This window comes from Galbibacter mesophilus, from assembly GCF_023721415.1.
GTDB lineage: Bacteria > Bacteroidota > Bacteroidia > Flavobacteriales > Flavobacteriaceae > Galbibacter > Galbibacter mesophilus.
Genome location: NZ_JAMQVC010000002.1, coordinates 486,130 through 504,393, shown reverse-complemented (window position 1 = coordinate 504,393; position 18,264 = coordinate 486,130). Strand labels below are relative to the sequence as shown.

Sequence of the window (18,264 nt, the reverse complement as noted above, 5' to 3'; positions counted from 1 at the left end):
TTTTTTGATGAGATGAAGAAAAAAGACAATATAGAAGAACTATTTGAAAAGCTCGAAGGCCAATGGGACAACGAAGTTCCCAATACCGGACACGAAAATAGATTCTTGGAAAAGTTAGAAGCAAACAAAAATAACAAACATACAATTAAGAAAAATGGCAGCAACAAATGGGTATGGCTTTCCATAGCAGCTTCCGTCGTAGTTTTAATGATTGTTGGAATACAATTCTTTAAAAGCCCAACTGATGCAGTGAACGCTATCGCGGAAGAACCTACTGAGGTACAGAAAACACAATTTTACTTCGCTTCTATTATTAGTGAAGAAATGGAGAAGATTGAAGCAGAATCCACTCCAGAAACCAAAAAAATTGTTTCAGATGCCATGTTGCAAATTCAAAAACTTGAAAAAGACTACAAAAAGTTAGAAGAAGACTTGGCAAATGATGGTAATAGCAAGAAAATACTGCATGCCATGATTATCAATTTTCAAACCCGAATAAGTTTATTAGAAGACGTTTTAGACCAAATAGAAGAAGTTAAAAATTTAAATACCTCAAATAATGAAAATCAAATTATATAAAATCGTATTACTTTTCATCTGTATTCCCTTACTTAGTGTTGCATCTGGCCCTGGCTGGAATGGCAAATACACCAAGGAGAAAAAGATAAAAAAAGAGTTTAAAGTGAGTCCGAATGCACTTTTAAAACTAAATAACAGTTACGGGAATCTTTACATCACCTCGTGGACGGAAAACAGAACAGTTATAGAAGTTCACATAAAAACAAACAGCAATAACGAAGATAAAGCACAGAAAAAGCTGGATGAGATAAATGTTGAATTTCAAGGAAGTAGCAATTTGGTATCTGCTAAAACCATTTTCGAAAAAAGTGGCTGGAGTTGGGGCAATAACAATGTAAGCATGGAAATAAATTACACCGTAAAAGTTCCTGTAGGCAATACATTAGACCTCAATAACGATTATGGCGGGATTTATTTGGATGAAAGCAAAGGCGTGGCGAACATTCGATGCGACTATGGAAAACTAGAAATTGGAAGTCTTCATGCTGAAAACAATTCTTTAAAGTTTGATTACACCTCTAAATCTACCATAGAATTTATGAAGAGCGGTAAAATTAATGCTGATTATTCCTCTTTTGAAATCAATGAAGTGGGCAATCTTACACTTAATGCCGACTACACCAATTCTGAAGTAAAAAGAGCTAAAAATGTGGAATATACCTGTGACTACGGAAGTATTAAAATTGAAAAAGCGAACAATATTAGTGGTTCAGGTGATTATCTAACCACACGCTTCGGTACGGTCCATGGCAATGTAAATGTAACTTCCGATTATGGTTCCATACGAATTGAAGAAATGGCAGCAGACGCAGGAGACCTTCAGATAAAAAGTGATTACACCGGTATTAAAGTCGGTTACAATAGCAATTACCATTTCGATTTCAAAATAGATTTGGAATATGCAGGCCTTAGTGGTGATACCGACTTTAACTACACCATTAAGCGACAAAAATCAACAGATAATTATTACGAAGGCTATTACGGAAGTAAAGGTAAAAATCAAGTTAGTATTTCCACCGATTACGGCGGGGTGAGTTTTTATAGAAAGTAAATTTCAGAAGGAAAAACCACAAGTAAAGTTGTTAAAAAGTAAATCTCAGTTAAGAGAAAGTAAAATCCGGTAAGAAGAATTATAAATCAAGTTAGCTGTTTTTTGAGTCAAGTTGTTAAAAAGTAACGTTAAGTTGAGAGAAAGTAAACTTCAGTAGGAAGAAATATAAATGAAGTTGCCCGATTAATAAACAAAGTTGTTAAAAAGTAACTTTCAGTTAAGAGAATGTAAACTTCAGTTGGAAGATATATAAACCAAGTTGATAGTTTATACCATGAAACTGTTAGCATCTAAAGTGAAATTATAAGTATAACCAACAAATTATAAAAAATGAAAAAACTAATAACAATCGGCTTGGCCATACTCAGTTTTTCTGCCTTAAATGCACAATGGTGGGGCGGAAAGAAAGTGAAAGGAAACGGGAACAAAACTACGGTTGAAAGAAGTGTAGGAAATTATAGCGAAGTAAGCGTAGCTGGCTCTTTTGATGTAGATTTAATTGGCGGCAAAGAAGGAAACATAAGCATTTCTGCGGAAGAAAATTTGATTAAACATATTATCACCGAGGTAAAAAACGGAGAACTTATAATCAAAACCGAGGAAGGATACGAATTAAAGCCGAGCTATAACAAGGGAATATTGGTAGTAGTGCCCTTTGAAAGTTTAGATGCCGTTTCCTTGTCGGGTTCTGGGGATGTGGTTTCTAAAAGCACAATAAAGACAAACAATTTTAAAACCAGTCTTACAGGTTCTGGTGATGTTACGCTTAGCGTAGAGGCGACTTCTGTAAAAAGTAGCTTGGTAGGTTCTGGAGATATTGAACTAAGCGGAAAAACAACCGATTACGAATGCAGTATTTCAGGTTCTGGGGACATCGATTCCAAAGGATTAAAAGCCGTAAACGTAGATGCTAGCATCTCTGGCTCTGGAGATATTGAGGTACATTGCGACGGTATGCTTAGAGCCCGTGTTTCAGGCTCTGGAGATATTGATTACTACGGAAATCCAACAAAAGAGGATAGTAAAGTTTCAGGCTCTGGGGATATTTCCAAAGGATAGTTTCCAGCTTAATCTATTTAAAGCATAAAAAAAACCTGCTAGAGTAAAATCTTGCAGGTTTTTTTATTTAATTTATGCGGACAATTATGCCTCCACCTCTTCTTTGCTTTCTACAGCAGCTAAGTAACGCTCTGCGTCTAGAGCGGCCATACAGCCAGTTCCAGCAGCAGTAATCGCTTGTCTGTATTCTTTATCTTGAACATCTCCACTGGCAAAAACACCTGGTTTATTGGTTTTTGTAGACTTTCCTTTGGTAATGATGTACCCAGTTTCATCCATTTCCAGCTGACCTTTAAAAATATCGGTATTAGGTTTGTGTCCAATAGCGATAAATAATCCGGTAATTTTTATCTCTTCTTTTTCTCCCGTTTGATTGTTTACCAAGCGTAAACCTTCAACAACTTGGTCTCCTAAAACTTCATCCACTTCAGTGTAATAACGAACTTCCAAGTTTGGTGTATTATTAACTCGGTGTTGCATTGCTTTAGAAGCTCTCATCTCCCCTTTTCTTACCAAAAGAGTTACTTTATTACAAATATTTGCTAAATAGGTGCTTTCCTCAGCGGCTGTATCACCACCACCAACAATAGCTACATCTTGACCTTTAAAGAAAAAACCATCACAAACTGCACAGGCAGACACTCCACCACCTCGTAAACGTTGCTCACTTGGCAAACCAAGATACTTGGCTGTAGCTCCCGTGGAAATTATAACCGTTTCGGCTTCAATATTGGTGGTATTATCAACTACTGCCTTGTGGATTCCTCCTACTTCATCACTCAATTCGATAGAAGTAATCATTCCCATGCGCACTTCAGTGCCAAACCGCTCCGCTTGTTGTTGTAGTTGTATCATCATGGATGGACCATCTATTCCTTCTGGATAGCCAGGAAAGTTATCAACTTCCGTAGTAGTGGTTAATTGCCCTCCGGGCTCCAATCCTGTATAAATAACCGGTTTCATATCTGCTCGAGCAGCATAAATGGCTGCCGTATATCCCGCAGGACCAGACCCAATTATTAAGCATTTTATTCTTTCAACTTTTTCAGACATGATATATCCTTTCTTATAATTTGTACATAACAAAAGTAGGATTTTTGCTAAAAACCTTACCGTGAAACTATGAAAAGTTATTATCAACCCATCAACAACATTTATGGCACTTAAGAATTAGGAACAATATTCTATTCAACATGTAAAAAATCATCAAATTTCTTCCGTTATTAATTGATTATTCGTAAATTAATACTGCTTTTTATTCGATATAATTATACATATCACAAAAAAGCGGCGCAACAACCCTATGAGCCTTCACCGATTTCTTTTGGTGATTTACACCTACCAATTGGCAGGGATGACCCCTTTTACAACTTTAAAAATTAAACAAATGAAAACATTATTCTATCCACTCGTTTTTTTTTCTGCACTTATCCTTCTCTCTGGGAGTCCCAAAGATTTATCAGATAATTCTTTGGAAGGTGTTTGGGAACTCGTTAATCGCTACACTTATGATGACAATAAGGTTACAGACACCTTACAGAACACCGATGGTTACCGGCAAATAAAAATGTACCAAAATAACAAAGTTATGTGGACGCGCTTTGTACCAAAAGATTCTGTGGAATGGTTTGGTTATGGTTCCTATTCTACTACAAAAGATAAACTGGTGGAACGCCTTGAATACGGTTCGGCTTCCATGATGCGTATTATTGATACGATGCGTGTGTTTTCTTTTAAGCTTGAAAAAAGCAATAATTATTTCAGTCAAATTACGGTAGACAGTGATGGAAATGCTCTTTTTTCTGAAAACTATAAGCGGATTAAGCAATAACAATAGTTGGGTTAATGACTTTTTACTGGTTTTAAAAAAATCCTTTTGTCAGGCTGTCCCGAAGCTTCGGGAGTCGAAGCCCCCGTTATGAAACTTTATGTTGCTCTTATTAATAAACATTAGAAAATGCTTGGGCTTTCCTCATTAAAAACGTAAAAATCAAAATAACAAACCCGTCTTCCAATAAAGGAAGACGGGTTTTAATTTGAATTCTAAACGGTTAAGATACTTATTGCAAGGAATAATGCACCGTTGGTAGTTTTCTTAAGTTTTCGGCAGCAGATTCGGCAGTAATATCCCGTTGCGGATTTGCAAACATTTCATACCCAACCATAAATTTTTTCACTTCTGCGGAACGTAATAAAGGTGGATAAAAAGACATGTGAAAATGCCATTCTGGGTGATGCTCCCCATCCGTTGGCTCCTGATGGATTCCGGAAGAATAAGGAAAAGATGTTTCAAAAAGATTATCAAACATAATAGTCAGCTTCTTCAAAATAGCAGCAAATGCTTTTTCTTCCTCCTCATTAAGTTGGGCAATATTTTGGTAATGTTTCCTTGGTATAATCATAGCCTCATAAGGCCATACCGCCCAGTAAGGTATTAAAGCAACGAAGTGGTCGTTCTCCAAAAGGATTCGTTCTTTTAATTCCAATTCTTGCGCTAGGTAATCCTGTAACAGACTTCGTTTCTCCTTTTCCCAATGTTTTTTTTGTTGGCTTTGCTTTTTCTGAACTTCTTCCGGGATGGAAGACTGAGACCAGATTTGGCCATGTGGATGCGGATTACTACAGCCCATCACTGCACCTTTGTTTTCAAAAATCTGTACATGGTTAATGCCATCCTTGCCGCCCAATTCTTTGTATTCTTTTTTCCAAAGTTTAACAACTTCAGTAATATCTTCAACTTCCATTAATGGCAGCGTGAGCGCATGGTTTGGCGAAAAACACACTACTTTACAAATTCCCCTTTCTGTTTGCGCTCTTAGGAGTCCGTTTTCATAGGTTTCCTCCTCCACATCGGGCAAAAGCGCTGCAAAATCGTTTACAAAAGAATACGTTCCTTGGTAATCGGGATTTGTTTCACCACTGGCTCTTTCGTTTGTTGGACACAAATAACAGTTTGGATCATAGGTTTCTTTGGAAAGCTCGGTCTTTTTGTCCTTTTTACCTTGCCACGGACGTTTCGTGCGATGCGGTGAAACCAGCACCCACTCCCCTGTTAAAATATTATATCTTCTGTGCGGTTTATCGTTGATTGTCTGTTTCATCCTTTAATTTTTGATACGCCGTTGCTAATGTTTACTTCAATCGGACTTAACTCGATGTTGAACTCATTTTTGTATGCTTCCGAAATTTCCTCAATGTAAGAAGACACATAATCTTGGTGTACCAAATTGATTGTACAACCGCCAAAGCCTCCGCCCATCATTCTCGAACCCAGCACATAATCAAACTTTTTGGAGTAATCCACCATGAAATCCAATTCCTTGCAACTTACTTCATACATATTGGTAAGCCCTTCGTGCGATTTATAAAGTAAGTCGCCGAACAAATCAAAAAGCTCGTCTTCCAAAGCATTTGCTGCCATTAGTGTACGCTTGTTTTCCTGTATCACGTAGAGCGCCCTGTTAAATGTTTTCTTCGGAAGAATTTCCTGATAATCGGTTATGATGTCTTCCGGTACATCTACCAAATATTTATATTGGGGATATTTTTTATTCACCTCTTTCAACGCATCTTCACATTCCTGTCGCCTCGTGTTGTATTCACTACTTGCCAAATTATGCGATACATTGGAGTTTAATAAAACCAATTGATACGGTTCAAAATCGGATTTTACCAATTCGTAATTCAAATTCTGACAATTCAACAAAATAAGATGGTTTTGAACGCCACGAACTACTGAAAACTGATCCATGATTCCGCATTTAGTACCTACATAGGTGTGTTCTGCGTCACGTGAAAGGGTAATAATCTCCTCTTCGGAAAGATTTACATTGAATAATTCGTTAATTCCAGTTGCCATACCGCACTCCAGCGCCGCTGACGAACTCAGTCCTGAACCCATAGGCAGCATGCTTTCAATAACACAATCGAATCCGTTAACGCTATTGGGTTTTAATTCTTCAATAAAATGAATAACGCCCAAAATATAATTTTGCCATTCTTCTTCGCTTGGCTTTACCTCTTGCAAGCTAAAACTAAAACTTGTATCGTAATTCTTTGAATAAATGGTACAAGTCTCACTATTATTCTTTCTGAAATACAATTTTATCTTTTTATCGATGGCTGCCGGTAATACATGGCCTCCATTATAATCTATATGCTCCCCTATTAAATTAATTCTTCCGGGAGCCTCAATGGTCAGTTCGCTTTTAAAACCTTCGAGATAAAAAAAGTTTTTTTGCCTATTATCAGATTGCGTCGTATTTTTCAAATCTTACTATTTTAAAAACAAATATAATAAAAGTGATATGTACTTTTATTATAAAATGAAAATAATTTAATAAACAATGTAAATGACATTACATTCCGAAGAATTTTATAAGGGGCAATCCAAAATGTTTGTGGCAACAGACTGTATTGTATTTGGTTTTGACCAAGGTGATTTAAAACTACTAATTTTCAAAAGACGCGTCGCTCCCAAACTTGGTGAATGGTCTCTTATCGGTAGTTTTGTAAATGAGGAAGAAGATGTCTCCCACGCCGCAGAACGGGTTTTAAAGGAAATTACCGGACTGGATAATGTCTTTTTTGAACAATCCCAAACCTACGGAAAAGCAGATAGGGATCAAGGTGCCCGTTGTATTTCGGTAGCACAATTTGCTTTAATTAGAATTAATGAATACGACCGAGAACTTACAGAAAAACACGGGGCTTTTTGGTATAAATTAGAGGACTTACCAGAATTAGTTCTTGATCACGATCAAATGGTGAAAGATGCTTTGGATAAACTTCGTCGTAGAGCCAAACATCAACCTATCGGATTTGAACTTTTACCCGAAAAGTTTACTATTCCCCAATTACAAAGCCTTTATGAAGCTATTTTTCAAAAAAAATTAGATCCAGGTAATTTCAGGAAAAAAGTCCTTTCCTTTGGGGTATTGGAAAAACTAAACGAAAAAGATAAAAGTTCTTCCAAAAGAGGTGCTTATTATTACCGTTTCAACCATGAGAATTACAAAAAATTACTGGAATCCGGTTACAATTTTGAAATCTTTTAAACGTAGCGATAACAGATTTTAGCTGAATATGAAAAAATGGGTGTTTTTATTTATTTGTTGCTGGAGCGTAAGTAATATTTGTGCACAACAATTGGCCCTGCTTAAATATCAAGGCGGTGGCGATTGGTATTCCAATCCAACGGCATTGCCTAATTTAATTGCTTTTTGCAATAAAAACATACACACCACTTTGGAAAGCAAGCCTGTAACCGTAGAAGCCGGAAGCAGTGATATTTTTCAATATCCTTATTTGCATATGACAGGACATGGAAATGTTTTTTTTTCCGAAGAGGATGCTAAAAATCTTCGAAAATACTTACTTTCTGGTGGTTTTCTTCATATTGATGACAACTACGGAATGGCACCTTACTTAAAAAAAGAACTTCCGAAAATTTTTCCGGAGAAAGAATTACAAGAAATTCCGAAGGATCATCCTATTTTTAAAGAGCAATTTCCTTTCCCGAACGGACTTCCAAAAATACACGAGCACGATGGCAAACGTCCGCAAGCACTTGGAATTTTTGATAAAAACAGACTTGTGCTTTTATTTACTTTTGAGAGTGATTTAGGGGATGGATGGGAAGATGAGACCGTGCATAACGACCCACCGGAGATACGACAAAAAGCATTGCAAATGGGTGCTAATATTATTCAATATGCCTTTAAAAATTAAGGACTATGCAATTGGAACATTACAACAGTCCTTTTCAAGAAAAGATATTTCCCATAATCATTCTTTGCGACCACATTTCGAGTGAAGCCAATATAGGCTCCATTTTTCGATTAGCGGATGCTTTTGGCGTATCAAAAGTTGTTTTTGGGGGGATTACACCAAAGTTCTCCAGAAGAATGGAAAAAACAGCTCGAAATACACATAAAACTGTACCGCACAAACTCACCGAAGACATATTGCAGTACGCTCTAGACTTAAAGAAAAAGGGATTTACTATATTAGCGCTGGAAATAACCAAAGACAGCATCCCAATTCAAAATATTGAAGCCATTCCAGACCAAAATATGGCATTGATTTTAGGAAATGAAAATGCTGGAATTTCTGACGGACTCATAAAAATAGCCGATTACACTTGCCATATCGAAATGTTTGGAAAAAATAGTAGTATGAATGTGGCACAATCAGCGGGCATTTGCCTTTACGAGCTAACTAAAAACAAGTAATCCTCCCTCCCCCCTACAAAAACTTGGATAGCATATAAAACAACCTAACATGGACGCAAAAACTATATCAAACGGAATTTTAAGAGCCATCGCCACCATACTTGGCATCACGCTTTTGCTATATTTATTATATCAAATTCGCGCCGTTATTGCCTACATAGTAATTGCGGTAGTAATCTCATTAGTGGGAAGACCACTTGTGCGCTTTTTAAGAAAGAAATGTCGCTTCAACGATAATTTGGCCGTCGTTATCACCATGATTGTTATGATTGTCTTTATAGCTGGTCTTTTAAGCCTGTTTATCCCTTTAATCATTGAACAAGGCAAAAATTTATCGCTACTGAATATCGATAATCTTAAAATGAGTCTGCAAGATGTGTACAGGGAAATCTCCGATTATTTTTCAGTGAGTCGGTATAAAGTGGAACAATCCATTGAAGAATCTTTGAAAAAATCTGAGTTTATTTCCAATCTGGATTTATCAGCAATACCCAATATGTTTAAGTATATAGTAGGCGGAATTGGTTCCTTAAGTGTAGCTTTATTTACCATCATCTTTATCTCTTTTTTCTTTTTGAAAGATGCCCGTTTATTTCAAAACGGATTGCTCACTTTCATCCCTCCACAAAACGAACAGAACGTAATCAATTCGCTAGAAAAAATAAAAAATTTACTATCCAGATACTTCATCGGATTATTACTTCAAATAGCTATTTTGTTTATAATTTATACAGCCGTATTAGTAATTTTTGGAATAAAGGATGCTATTGTAATTGCATTCCTTTGCGCATTACTAAACTTAGTACCATATATTGGCCCCCTAATCGGTGGAGCACTTATGATTTCCTTAACCATGTCCAGTAATTTAGGAGCCGATTTTAGTACGGTAATTTTACCAAAAGCCATATATGTTTTAATCGGTTTTATCTTTGGTCAGCTCATTGATAATTTCTTTAGTCAGCCACTTATTTTTTCCAATAGTGTAAAATCACATCCTTTAGAAATTTTCTTAGTCATCATTATATCGGGAATGGTTTTTGGTGTCTTCGGTATGGTATTGGCAGTTCCCGCCTACACCGCAATTAAAGTGGTTTTAAAGGAATTTTTATCGGAAAATAAAATAGTAAGAAAGCTTACAAAAAACCTCTAGTGATACTTTGAATAAATATATATTAAATACTGGTGTTCAGGATTTTATAAATAAAAATTTAAGTGCTGACATTTCGTCACTACTACTTAAAGGAGCACATTTTAAAGACGTTTCTACTCCAGAGCTAGCGGAACAAATTGAATCCAAAAAAAGAAGTCAGAAGAAACTCCCTACCTGGTTTAATACTGAAGATATTTATTACCCGAACAAACTTAATATTGAGCAGACGTCTTCAGAAAGTACCGCACAATACAAAGCATCTTTGGTAGATGGAAAAAAGCTACTCGACCTTACCGGAGGCTTCGGAGTGGACAGCTTTTATTTTTCAAAAAAAGTAGATGAAGTTTACCATTGTGAAATTGATGAAAATCTATCTCAAATAGCCTCACATAATTTCGAAAAATTAGGCATAAAAAATATACAATCAATTGCAAAAAATGGCATTGAATTTTTAAAAGAATCCAACTTTCATTTTGATTATATTTATATAGACCCTGCACGTAGAGACAATTCAAAAAGTAGAGTTTTTTTACTACAGGATTGTACTCCAGATATTCTTAACATTTTACCGACTTTACTCCAAAGAACTCTTTATCTTTTAGTAAAAACCTCTCCCCTTTTGGACATTAAAAAAGGTATTGAAGATTTGAAATACGTCCAAGAAATCCATGTGGTATCTGTGAATAATGAAGTGAAAGAATTGTTATGGAAGTTAACTTCAGAAGAGAACCAAAACCCCGTTATAAAAACCATCAATTTAAAAAAAGAAAATGACGTAATATTCAATTTCAATTTTGATGATGAACAACACAATTCACCTAAATTAGGTCTTCCTGAAAAATACTTATACGAACCCAATGCATCTATTCTAAAAAGTGGCGCATTTACGACTATTGGAAAAAAACTGGATTTGCTAAAACTGCATCCGCACACGCATCTGTACACAAGCAATATGCTCATAGACTTTCCTGGACGACGGTTTGAAGTTTTAAAAACAGTTGCCTTCAATAAAAAAACGATTAAGAAAGAACTATCTAACAAGAAAGCAAATATCACCACGAGAAACTTTCCCGATTCTGCGAATAAAATAAGGGAAAGATTTAAAGTAAAAGATGGTGGTGATTTGTACGTTTTTTTCTGCACCAACTTAAATAATGAGAAATTGGTTGTTTTCTGCAAAAAGGCTTAGCTTTTTACAAGGAGCACAAAAGTGTTAACGTACCTTATTTGATTTATTTTTCCTAATTTAGTTTTCTAAACTAACCGATTTTGACAATAAAAGAGATAGCAAAGCTGGCAAACGTTTCTTTGGGAACGGTAGACAGAGTATTGCACAAGAGAGGAAAAGTCTCTAAAGAAACCGAAGAAAGAATATTAGCTATAATTAAGAAAGCTAATTACAAGCCAAACATGTATGCCAGAGGTCTTGTTCTAAACAAAACCTACCATATCGTAGCTATTATCCCATCCTTCAAAGCAGGTGAATATTGGGAAATGCCTACACAAGGTATTTTAGCCGCAGAAAAGAATTTGAGTCAGTTTGGAATCAAGCTCACTCTTTTAAAATTTGACCAAAATTCGGCCACTTCATTTGAGGAAAAAGCAAAAGAGCTATTAGAACTGAAACCGGACGGTGTCATTTTAGCACCGGTTATCAATTTTGAAGCTGTTAAATTGACTGAAAAACTAAAAGCAGCTAATATTCCTTTCAATTTAATTGATTCAAACTTACCTGACAGCGGCGCCTTAAGTTTTATTGGGCAGGATGCTTTTCAAAGTGGTAAACTTGCAGCAAAACTCCTCTGTTCTGAAACCCAGAAAAAAGGGACCATTGCCATTATTTCAGTTAAAAAAAATGAAAACCACAATAAAACTTTACAACGAAGGATTGAAGGTTTTAAAGATTATCTATATACCAGCAAGCTAATTAACGACATCACCATTGTGGAAAGTAACATCCACTTAAGCAAAAATGACTGGAAAAAGCGATTAAAAGAGGCGTGCAACCCAAACAATGACACGATTGGAGTATTCGTTCCAAGCTCGCTAGTACATTACGTAGCACTCCATTTCACTGAAGATCCGCAATATTTTAGTAAGATTAAACTGGTCGGAAACGATTTAATCCCTAACAACATAAAGTATTTAAGGTCTGGAGTGATAAGTTATTTAATCGGGCAACGACCACAAACGCAAGGCTACCTTGCCATGCAGAACTTTTATAATCATTTGATCTTAAAACAAACTCCTGAAGAAAAGCGGTTTTTACCCCTAGACATCATTACTCAGGAAAACCTAATTTACTACGACATCGAGTTTAGTAATATTTTTAACTTGGCGTAAACCAAATTTGCCTGTTGCCAAAAAGATGGAATTCTCTTTAAGTCTATATGGAAAATAGCACTTTCCCTTCAAAGGATAACAATTGAAAAATGAGCATTTTAATGACAAATACACAGAATTTCATCCCATTTACTGTGGAAAAATTAAATTGTTATAATTTTTATTGTTTGATTAATTATTTATACTTTAGTCACTTCATATAAAAATCTCACTTTTTTTGTTTCAGAAAAGAGTTGGGTTTTTTTAAAGTTTAAAAATGTGTACGTACACATTTTCAGTACAATTATTGGAAATTAACAAAAACTAACTTACAATGTTCATGAAAACAACCTTAAAAAAATGCCTGTTTTCGGCACTTACGGTAGCGGCATTTACCTTAACCACCAGCTGTCAAAGCAATGAATCTAAAGATACTACCCCCTGGAAACCTCTTTTTAATGGTGAAAACCTTACTGGCTGGAACCAAAAAGGTGGAGAAGCAAAATATAGAGTGGAAGACGGGAAAATTATTGGTTCTACGGTAGCTAATACACCCAATTCTTTTATGACTACAGACGAAATGTACGGTGATTTTATATTAGAATTGGAATATAAAGTAGACCCCTCTATGAATTCCGGTATTCAAATACGTAGTAATAGTATTCCTCAATACCGAAACGGAATTGTACACGGTTATCAAATCGAAATTGACCCTTCCGATAGGGCTTGGAGCGCTGGGATTTATGATGAAAAAAGAAGAGGTTGGTTGTTTCCGTTGGAAAATAATCCAGAAGCCCAAAAAGCTTTTAAGCAGAACGAATGGAACCACTACCGAATCGAGGCTATTGGAGATACTATTAAAACTTGGATAAACGGAGTTCCCGCAGCGCATTTAATAGATGGTAAAACAGCTAAAGGATTTATCGGACTTCAGGTGCATTCCATCCACAAAGATGCCAAAGAAGGCACAGAAATTATGTGGAAAAACATTAACATTCTAACGGAAGACCTTCAGAAGTATAGCAAAAAAACGACTGTTGAACCAGTAGTCACAAAAAACAGCCTTACTATCGATGAGAAAAAGAATGGTTGGGAAATGCTTTGGGACGGTAAAACCACAGATGGATGGCGCGGAGCTAAATTGGATAAATTCCCAGAAAATGGTTGGGTTATTGAAGATGGTATTTTAACCGTTAAGGAAAACGGAGGAAAAGAATCGGCTGCCGGTGGGGACATTGTTACCAAAAAACTTTATAAGGACTTTGAACTTTTGGTAGATTTTAAACTTACCGAAGGTGCTAACAGCGGAATAAAATATTATGTTGATACGGAAATAAACAAGGGACCAGGTTCTTCAATTGGTCTAGAATACCAAATTTTGGACGACGCCAAACACCCTGATGCTAAACTTGGCAACCACGAAGGCAGCAGAACAGTTGCTTCACTTTACGATTTAATTCAAGCGGACACAAATAAACCTATTAATCCAATTGGAGAATGGAATACGGCTAGAATCGTTTCTAAAAACAATCATGTAGAGCATTGGTTAAATGGCGTTAAAGTTTTAGAGTACGAACGCGGTAGTGAGGAATTCCGTAAACTGGTTTCTGAAAGCAAATATGAAAAGTGGCCAAACTTTGGGGAGCTTGAAAAAGGAAGTATCCTTCTACAAGACCATGGAAACAGGGTTTCATTTAAAAACATCAAAATAAAAACCTACTAACCAACTTTTAATTATGACAACAAGAAGAAAATTTATAAAAGATACAGTGTTAAGCGGTACAGCTATTGCAGTTGGTAGTTCCGTTATGGGGATGTCGGCGAGTAGCTACAGAAATATCATTGGTTCCAACGAGCGACTCAACGTTGCCATTGCTGGTTTAGGAAGAAGAGTAGGCGCATTTTACGAGCCAATTGCATTAAAGCAAAGCAATGTAAACCTAATGTATTTATGCGATGTAATGGAAAGTCAACGTACAAAAGCGCTGGCAAATGTTTCCAAGCACATCGATTACAAACCGAAACTGGAAAACGATATTAGAAAAGTTATTGACGACAAGAAAGTTGACGTTCTATTTAATGCTACTCCAGATCACTGGCATACGCCAGGCTCCATTATGGCCATGAAAGGCGGGAAACATGTGTATGTTGAAAAGCCAAGTAGTCATAATATGAATGAAAATGAATTGCTGGTAGAGGCTTCCAAAAAATTCAATAAAGTGGTACAAATGGGTAATCAACAGCGTTCTGCGCCACATACCATTGAAATTATTAGGGAAATTCACAACGGAGTGATAGGGAAAGCTTACAAAGCCGTTGCTTTTTATAGCAATTCCCGTGGCGAAGTAGTTAAGCAAACTAAGGCACCTGTACCACAAGGACTGGATTGGGAATTATGGCAAGGACCCGCTATACATCGTGAATATACAGACAATACATGGAATTATAACTGGCATTGGTACGGTTGGAATTACGGTACTGCCGAAGCCGGTAACAACGGTACGCACGAAATGGACATCGCCAGATGGGCATTGCAAGTAAATTATCCTAAACACGCTCGTGTACAGGCTCAAAAAAGACATTTTAAAGACGACGGCTGGGAAATGTACGATTCCATGCAAGCTACTTTCTCTTTTGAAGATGAAAAGGTTATTGAATGGGACGGGAAAAGTAGAAATGGTTACCAGACCTATGGCGCTGGAAGAGGTACGCTTATTTACGGTACCGAAGGAACTGTTTTTGTGGATCGCGGAAAGTACATTTTAATGGACCGCGGCGGAAAAGTAGTAAAAGAAGTGAACGCGGGAGGAGCCGGCGAAGCAGGAACTGCTCTTGGTGGCGGTGGTGATATTACCACTCAACACGTTATAAACTTCTTTGAAACCATTCGAGGAAAAGAAAAATTGAATGCACCAATAGATGATGCTAACATAAGTATGGCCATGGTGCATTATGCCAATGTTGCTTACCGAATTGGAAAAGGATTCAATATTGACCAAAACAACGGTAAAATGTTAGACGATCAAGCCATGAGACTTTGGGGAAGAGATTACCAAGAAGGCTGGGAAGTAACACTATAATTTTACTTCATTAAAATAATGAGTTGAAGCCTAACCATGGGCATTTAAAATATACTAAAATGAGTTTGAAATTAGAACAGACTTGGCGTTGGTACGGTCCGAAAGACCCTGTTTCCTTAGCGGATATTAGACAGGCAGGTGCCACCGGAATTGTTTCTGCTTTACATCATATTCCAAACGGAGAAGTCTGGAGCAAGGAAGAAATTCAAAAAAGAAAGAAAACCATCGAAGATGCAGGCCTTACATGGTCTGTAGTGGAAAGTGTTCCTATTCATGAGCAAATAAAAACGCAAAGAGGCGATTTCACAAAATTTATCGAAAACTACAAGCAAACCATAGAAAATCTTGGTGCTTGCGGTATCGATACTATTTGTTACAATTTTATGCCTGTGCTGGATTGGACGCGAACGGATTTGGACTATGAAATGCAAGACGGTTCCACCGCTTTACGATTTGATAAAATTGCTTTTGCCGCTTTTGAAATATTTCTGCTGAAACGTCCTGGTGCCAAGGAAAATTATTCAGAAGAGGAAATTGCTTCTGCTGAAAAATTTGCTGATAACCTTACTTCTGAAAACAAACAACAACTCATCAATAACATTATTGCGGGTTTACCTGGAGCGGAAGAAGGATATTCATTGGGTGAATTCAACGAAATTTTAGCCACTTACAACAATATTGACGCTAAAAAACTAAAAGAAAATCTGTTTTTCTTTCTGAAGGAGATTATTCCTTCCGCAGAAAAAGCAGGCGTTAACATGTGTATTCACCCAGATGATCCTCCCTACCCTATTTTGGGACTTCCTCGTGTGGTTAGCACTGAAGAAGATATATTAGATTTATACAAAGCCGTTGATAGTCCGAATAACGGACTTACATTTTGTACTGGGTCTTTTGGAGTAAGAGCCGACAACAATTTGGAAGAAATGGTGAAAACTCTTGGAGATCGTATTCATTTCATCCATTTAAGAAGCACTAAAAGGGATGCTCAAGGCAACTTTTATGAGGCCGACCATTTGGATGGCGATGTAGATATGTACGGTGTAATGAAGGCTTTAGTTAATGAACAACAAAAGAGAAAAGCAAACGGAAGAAAGGATTTAAGAATGCCATTCCGCCCTGATCACGGACACAAAATGTTAGACGATTTACGAAAGCAAACCAATCCAGGATATTCTGCTATCGGGAGACTTCGCGGTCTCGCAGAGTTAAGAGGCCTTGAATTGGGAATTAGAAAATCGCAAGAAAAATAGATTGCATGAAAAACCAAAAGTTTATCCACGATAATTTTATACTTTCCAACAAATATGCCGAGGAACTTTACCACAGCTATGCGAAGGAAATGCCCATAATAGATTACCATTGCCACCTCGCCCCGGCCGATATTGCCAGGGACCGTGTTTTTGAGAACACAACCAAAGTATGGCTGGACGGCGACCATTACAAATGGCGCGCCATGCGAACCTTGGGAATCGATGAGAAATATATTACGGGAGGTGCTTCCGATAAGGAAAAATTCCAGAAATGGGCAGAAACCGTTCCATACACCATGCGTAATCCACTTTACCATTGGACCCAAATGGAGTTGGCCCGATATTTTGACGAGCATGAACTTCTTAACGGAAACAATGCGGAAAGGATCTACAACGAGACCACCGAAAAGTTACAGTCGCCAGATTTAAGTTGTAGGAGCTTGCTTACCAAAATGAATGTGGAAGTGGTCTGTACTACGGAAGACCCGATCGACACTTTGGAGCACCATCAAAAAATAGCAAAGAATCCTTTTGAAACTTTAATTAGTACTTCTTTCAGGCCGGATAAATCCATCATGATCGGGAACGAAGGCTTCTTGGAGTACCTATCGAAGCTGGAAAAAGCGTCGGATGTTTCCATAAATTCGCTCCAGGACCTAAAGGATGCCCTTAAAAAGAGATTGGACTATTTTGATTCCAATGGTTGTAAAGTCTCCGACCACGGACTCAACAGTATTCCATTTATCAATTACACCGATGCGGAAGTGGATGCCATCCTCAAGAAAAAACTAAAAAAACAAATACTTACTTCCGAAGAAATTGAAAAGTACGAAAGTGCCGTTTTACAGTTCCTTTCGGAAGAATACCATAAATTGGGCTGGGTACAGCAGTTCCATTTGGGCGCACTGCGCAACAACAACAAAAGGATGCTGGCCAAATTGGGCCCCGATACCGGTTGGGATTCCATCGCCGATTATCCGCAGGCGGAGAAACTTTCCAACTTCCTGAATAAGCTCGACAGTCAGGACCAGCTTTCAAAAACCATTATTTACAACCTTAACCCGGCACATAACGAGGTGATGGCCACCATGATCGGGAACTTCAACGATGGTTCGGTAAAAGGAAAGGTGCAGTTCGGTTCCGGTTGGTGGTTTTTGGACCAAAAGGACGGCATGACAAAACAAATGAACGCGCTTTCCAACATGGGACTCATCAGCTGTTTTATCGGTATGCTTACCGATTCCAGAAGCTTCCTGTCCTTCCCAAGGCATGAATATTTTAGAAGGCTCGTTTGCAGCCTCTTTGGAGAGGATATAGAAAACGGAGAACTGCCCAACGACATGGAATGGATAGGGAAAATCGTGCAGGATATCTGTTACCACAACGCAAAAGAGTATTTTAATTTTTAAATTGCATTAATCGAACTCATCTTGACTTTTTGCGTTTAACCGAAAATGAATTGAAATTTGTCTAGAGGAGGCACTTTTTGAAAGGCATAGCATCGCTACGGATAAGAAAAGTAACGAAATATAGGCGA

The 18,264-nt window shown here is 37.2% G+C and carries 17 protein-coding genes; 14 read left to right on the top strand and 3 right to left on the bottom strand.

The window, feature by feature from the left end; all coding sequences use genetic code 11:
• The first annotated feature begins 12 nt into the window (after positions 1-12).
• The 3 genes from NDQ75_RS09015 to NDQ75_RS09005 all read left to right on the top strand — a co-directional run bounded on the left by NDQ75_RS09015 (position 13) and on the right by NDQ75_RS09005 (position 2,689).
• Positions 13-579 (top strand): hypothetical protein, encoded by a 567-nt coding sequence (locus tag NDQ75_RS09015; RefSeq protein ID WP_202027146.1) that lies wholly within the window; start codon positions 13-15, stop codon positions 577-579.
• Positions 560-1,630, top strand: coding sequence for a DUF4097 family beta strand repeat-containing protein (locus NDQ75_RS09010; protein WP_202027145.1), 1,071 nt, complete (start codon positions 560-562; stop codon positions 1,628-1,630). The genes NDQ75_RS09015 and NDQ75_RS09010 overlap by 20 nt, the downstream gene beginning before the upstream one ends.
• A gap of 330 nt (positions 1,631-1,960) precedes the next feature.
• The gene (locus NDQ75_RS09005; RefSeq protein ID WP_202027144.1) at positions 1,961-2,689 is read left to right on the top strand and encodes a head GIN domain-containing protein; all 729 of its coding nucleotides are present in this window, start codon (positions 1,961-1,963) and stop codon (positions 2,687-2,689) included.
• Positions 2,690-2,773: 84 nt separating this feature from the next.
• On the opposite strand, the gene trxB is transcribed toward NDQ75_RS09005, so the two are convergent.
• Positions 2,774-3,742, bottom strand: a complete 969-nt coding sequence (gene trxB / locus NDQ75_RS09000) for a thioredoxin-disulfide reductase (RefSeq protein WP_202027143.1) — start codon at positions 3,740-3,742, stop codon at positions 2,774-2,776.
• Between the two features lie 334 nt (positions 3,743-4,076).
• Between trxB and NDQ75_RS08995 the strand changes: the two genes are divergently transcribed.
• Entirely contained in the window at positions 4,077-4,520 is a 444-nt protein-coding gene (locus tag NDQ75_RS08995) for a hypothetical protein (RefSeq protein WP_202027142.1), read from the top strand.
• A gap of 229 nt (positions 4,521-4,749) precedes the next feature.
• Here the strand turns inward: NDQ75_RS08995 and NDQ75_RS08990 are convergent, their stop codons facing one another.
• Both NDQ75_RS08990 and galK read right to left on the bottom strand, forming a co-directional pair.
• Complete coding sequence (locus NDQ75_RS08990) at positions 4,750-5,790, bottom strand: UDP-glucose--hexose-1-phosphate uridylyltransferase (protein WP_202027141.1); 1,041 nt, start codon at positions 5,788-5,790, stop codon at positions 4,750-4,752.
• On the bottom strand, positions 5,787-6,959 hold the full coding sequence (gene galK / locus NDQ75_RS08985) for a galactokinase (protein ID WP_202027140.1): 1,173 nt from the start codon (positions 6,957-6,959) through the stop codon (positions 5,787-5,789). The genes NDQ75_RS08990 and galK overlap by 4 nt, the downstream gene beginning before the upstream one ends.
• Before the next feature lie 82 nt (positions 6,960-7,041).
• On the opposite strand from galK, the gene NDQ75_RS08980 reads away from it, so the two are divergent.
• The 10 genes from NDQ75_RS08980 to uxaC all read left to right on the top strand — a co-directional run bounded on the left by NDQ75_RS08980 (position 7,042) and on the right by uxaC (position 18,136).
• Positions 7,042-7,746, top strand: a complete 705-nt coding sequence (locus NDQ75_RS08980) for an NUDIX hydrolase (RefSeq protein ID WP_202027139.1) — start codon at positions 7,042-7,044, stop codon at positions 7,744-7,746.
• A 28-nt stretch (positions 7,747-7,774) separates the two neighbouring features.
• Entirely contained in the window at positions 7,775-8,419 is a 645-nt protein-coding gene (locus tag NDQ75_RS08975) for a DUF4159 domain-containing protein (RefSeq protein ID WP_202027138.1), read from the top strand.
• A 5-nt stretch (positions 8,420-8,424) separates the two neighbouring features.
• Positions 8,425-8,922 carry a TrmH family RNA methyltransferase gene (locus tag NDQ75_RS08970; RefSeq protein WP_202027137.1) on the top strand — a complete coding sequence of 166 codons (498 nt, stop codon included), beginning with the start codon at positions 8,425-8,427 and terminating at the stop codon, positions 8,920-8,922.
• A 49-nt stretch (positions 8,923-8,971) separates the two neighbouring features.
• Positions 8,972-10,072, top strand: coding sequence for an AI-2E family transporter (locus NDQ75_RS08965; RefSeq protein ID WP_202027136.1), 1,101 nt, complete (start codon positions 8,972-8,974; stop codon positions 10,070-10,072).
• Between the two features lie 7 nt (positions 10,073-10,079).
• Entirely contained in the window at positions 10,080-11,261 is a 1,182-nt protein-coding gene (locus NDQ75_RS08960) for a THUMP-like domain-containing protein (RefSeq protein WP_202027135.1), read from the top strand.
• 80 nt (positions 11,262-11,341) lie between these two features.
• On the top strand, positions 11,342-12,415 hold the full coding sequence (locus NDQ75_RS08955; protein WP_202027134.1) for a LacI family DNA-binding transcriptional regulator: 1,074 nt from the start codon (positions 11,342-11,344) through the stop codon (positions 12,413-12,415).
• Positions 12,416-12,734: 319 nt separating this feature from the next.
• A complete protein-coding gene (locus NDQ75_RS08950) occupies positions 12,735-14,117 on the top strand; it encodes a 3-keto-disaccharide hydrolase (protein ID WP_202027133.1) in 1,383 nt (460 codons plus the stop codon).
• 13 nt (positions 14,118-14,130) lie between these two features.
• On the top strand, positions 14,131-15,474 hold the full coding sequence (locus NDQ75_RS08945) for a Gfo/Idh/MocA family protein (protein ID WP_202027132.1): 1,344 nt from the start codon (positions 14,131-14,133) through the stop codon (positions 15,472-15,474).
• A 59-nt stretch (positions 15,475-15,533) separates the two neighbouring features.
• Positions 15,534-16,727, top strand: coding sequence for a mannonate dehydratase (gene uxuA / locus NDQ75_RS08940; protein ID WP_202027131.1), 1,194 nt, complete (start codon positions 15,534-15,536; stop codon positions 16,725-16,727).
• 5 nt (positions 16,728-16,732) lie between these two features.
• Positions 16,733-18,136: a glucuronate isomerase gene (gene uxaC / locus NDQ75_RS08935; protein WP_202027130.1), complete on the top strand. Its 1,404-nt coding sequence runs from the start codon at positions 16,733-16,735 to the stop codon at positions 18,134-18,136.
• Positions 18,137-18,264: the final 128 nt, after the last annotated feature.

Coding starts and splice junctions, on each gene's coding strand:
- NDQ75_RS09015 (WP_202027146.1), top strand. CDS start 13: ATGAAGAAAAAAGACAATATAGAAGAACTATTTGAAAAGCTCGAAGGC.
- NDQ75_RS09010 (WP_202027145.1), top strand. CDS start 560: ATGAAAATCAAATTATATAAAATCGTATTACTTTTCATCTGTATTCCC.
- NDQ75_RS09005 (WP_202027144.1), top strand. CDS start 1,961: ATGAAAAAACTAATAACAATCGGCTTGGCCATACTCAGTTTTTCTGCC.
- trxB (WP_202027143.1), bottom strand. CDS start 3,742: ATGTCTGAAAAAGTTGAAAGAATAAAATGCTTAATAATTGGGTCTGGT.
- NDQ75_RS08995 (WP_202027142.1), top strand. CDS start 4,077: ATGAAAACATTATTCTATCCACTCGTTTTTTTTTCTGCACTTATCCTT.
- NDQ75_RS08990 (WP_202027141.1), bottom strand. CDS start 5,790: ATGAAACAGACAATCAACGATAAACCGCACAGAAGATATAATATTTTA.
- NDQ75_RS08980 (WP_202027139.1), top strand. CDS start 7,042: ATGACATTACATTCCGAAGAATTTTATAAGGGGCAATCCAAAATGTTT.
- NDQ75_RS08975 (WP_202027138.1), top strand. CDS start 7,775: ATGAAAAAATGGGTGTTTTTATTTATTTGTTGCTGGAGCGTAAGTAAT.
- NDQ75_RS08970 (WP_202027137.1), top strand. CDS start 8,425: ATGCAATTGGAACATTACAACAGTCCTTTTCAAGAAAAGATATTTCCC.
- NDQ75_RS08965 (WP_202027136.1), top strand. CDS start 8,972: ATGGACGCAAAAACTATATCAAACGGAATTTTAAGAGCCATCGCCACC.
- NDQ75_RS08950 (WP_202027133.1), top strand. CDS start 12,735: ATGAAAACAACCTTAAAAAAATGCCTGTTTTCGGCACTTACGGTAGCG.
- NDQ75_RS08945 (WP_202027132.1), top strand. CDS start 14,131: ATGACAACAAGAAGAAAATTTATAAAAGATACAGTGTTAAGCGGTACA.
- uxuA (WP_202027131.1), top strand. CDS start 15,534: ATGAGTTTGAAATTAGAACAGACTTGGCGTTGGTACGGTCCGAAAGAC.
- uxaC (WP_202027130.1), top strand. CDS start 16,733: ATGAAAAACCAAAAGTTTATCCACGATAATTTTATACTTTCCAACAAA.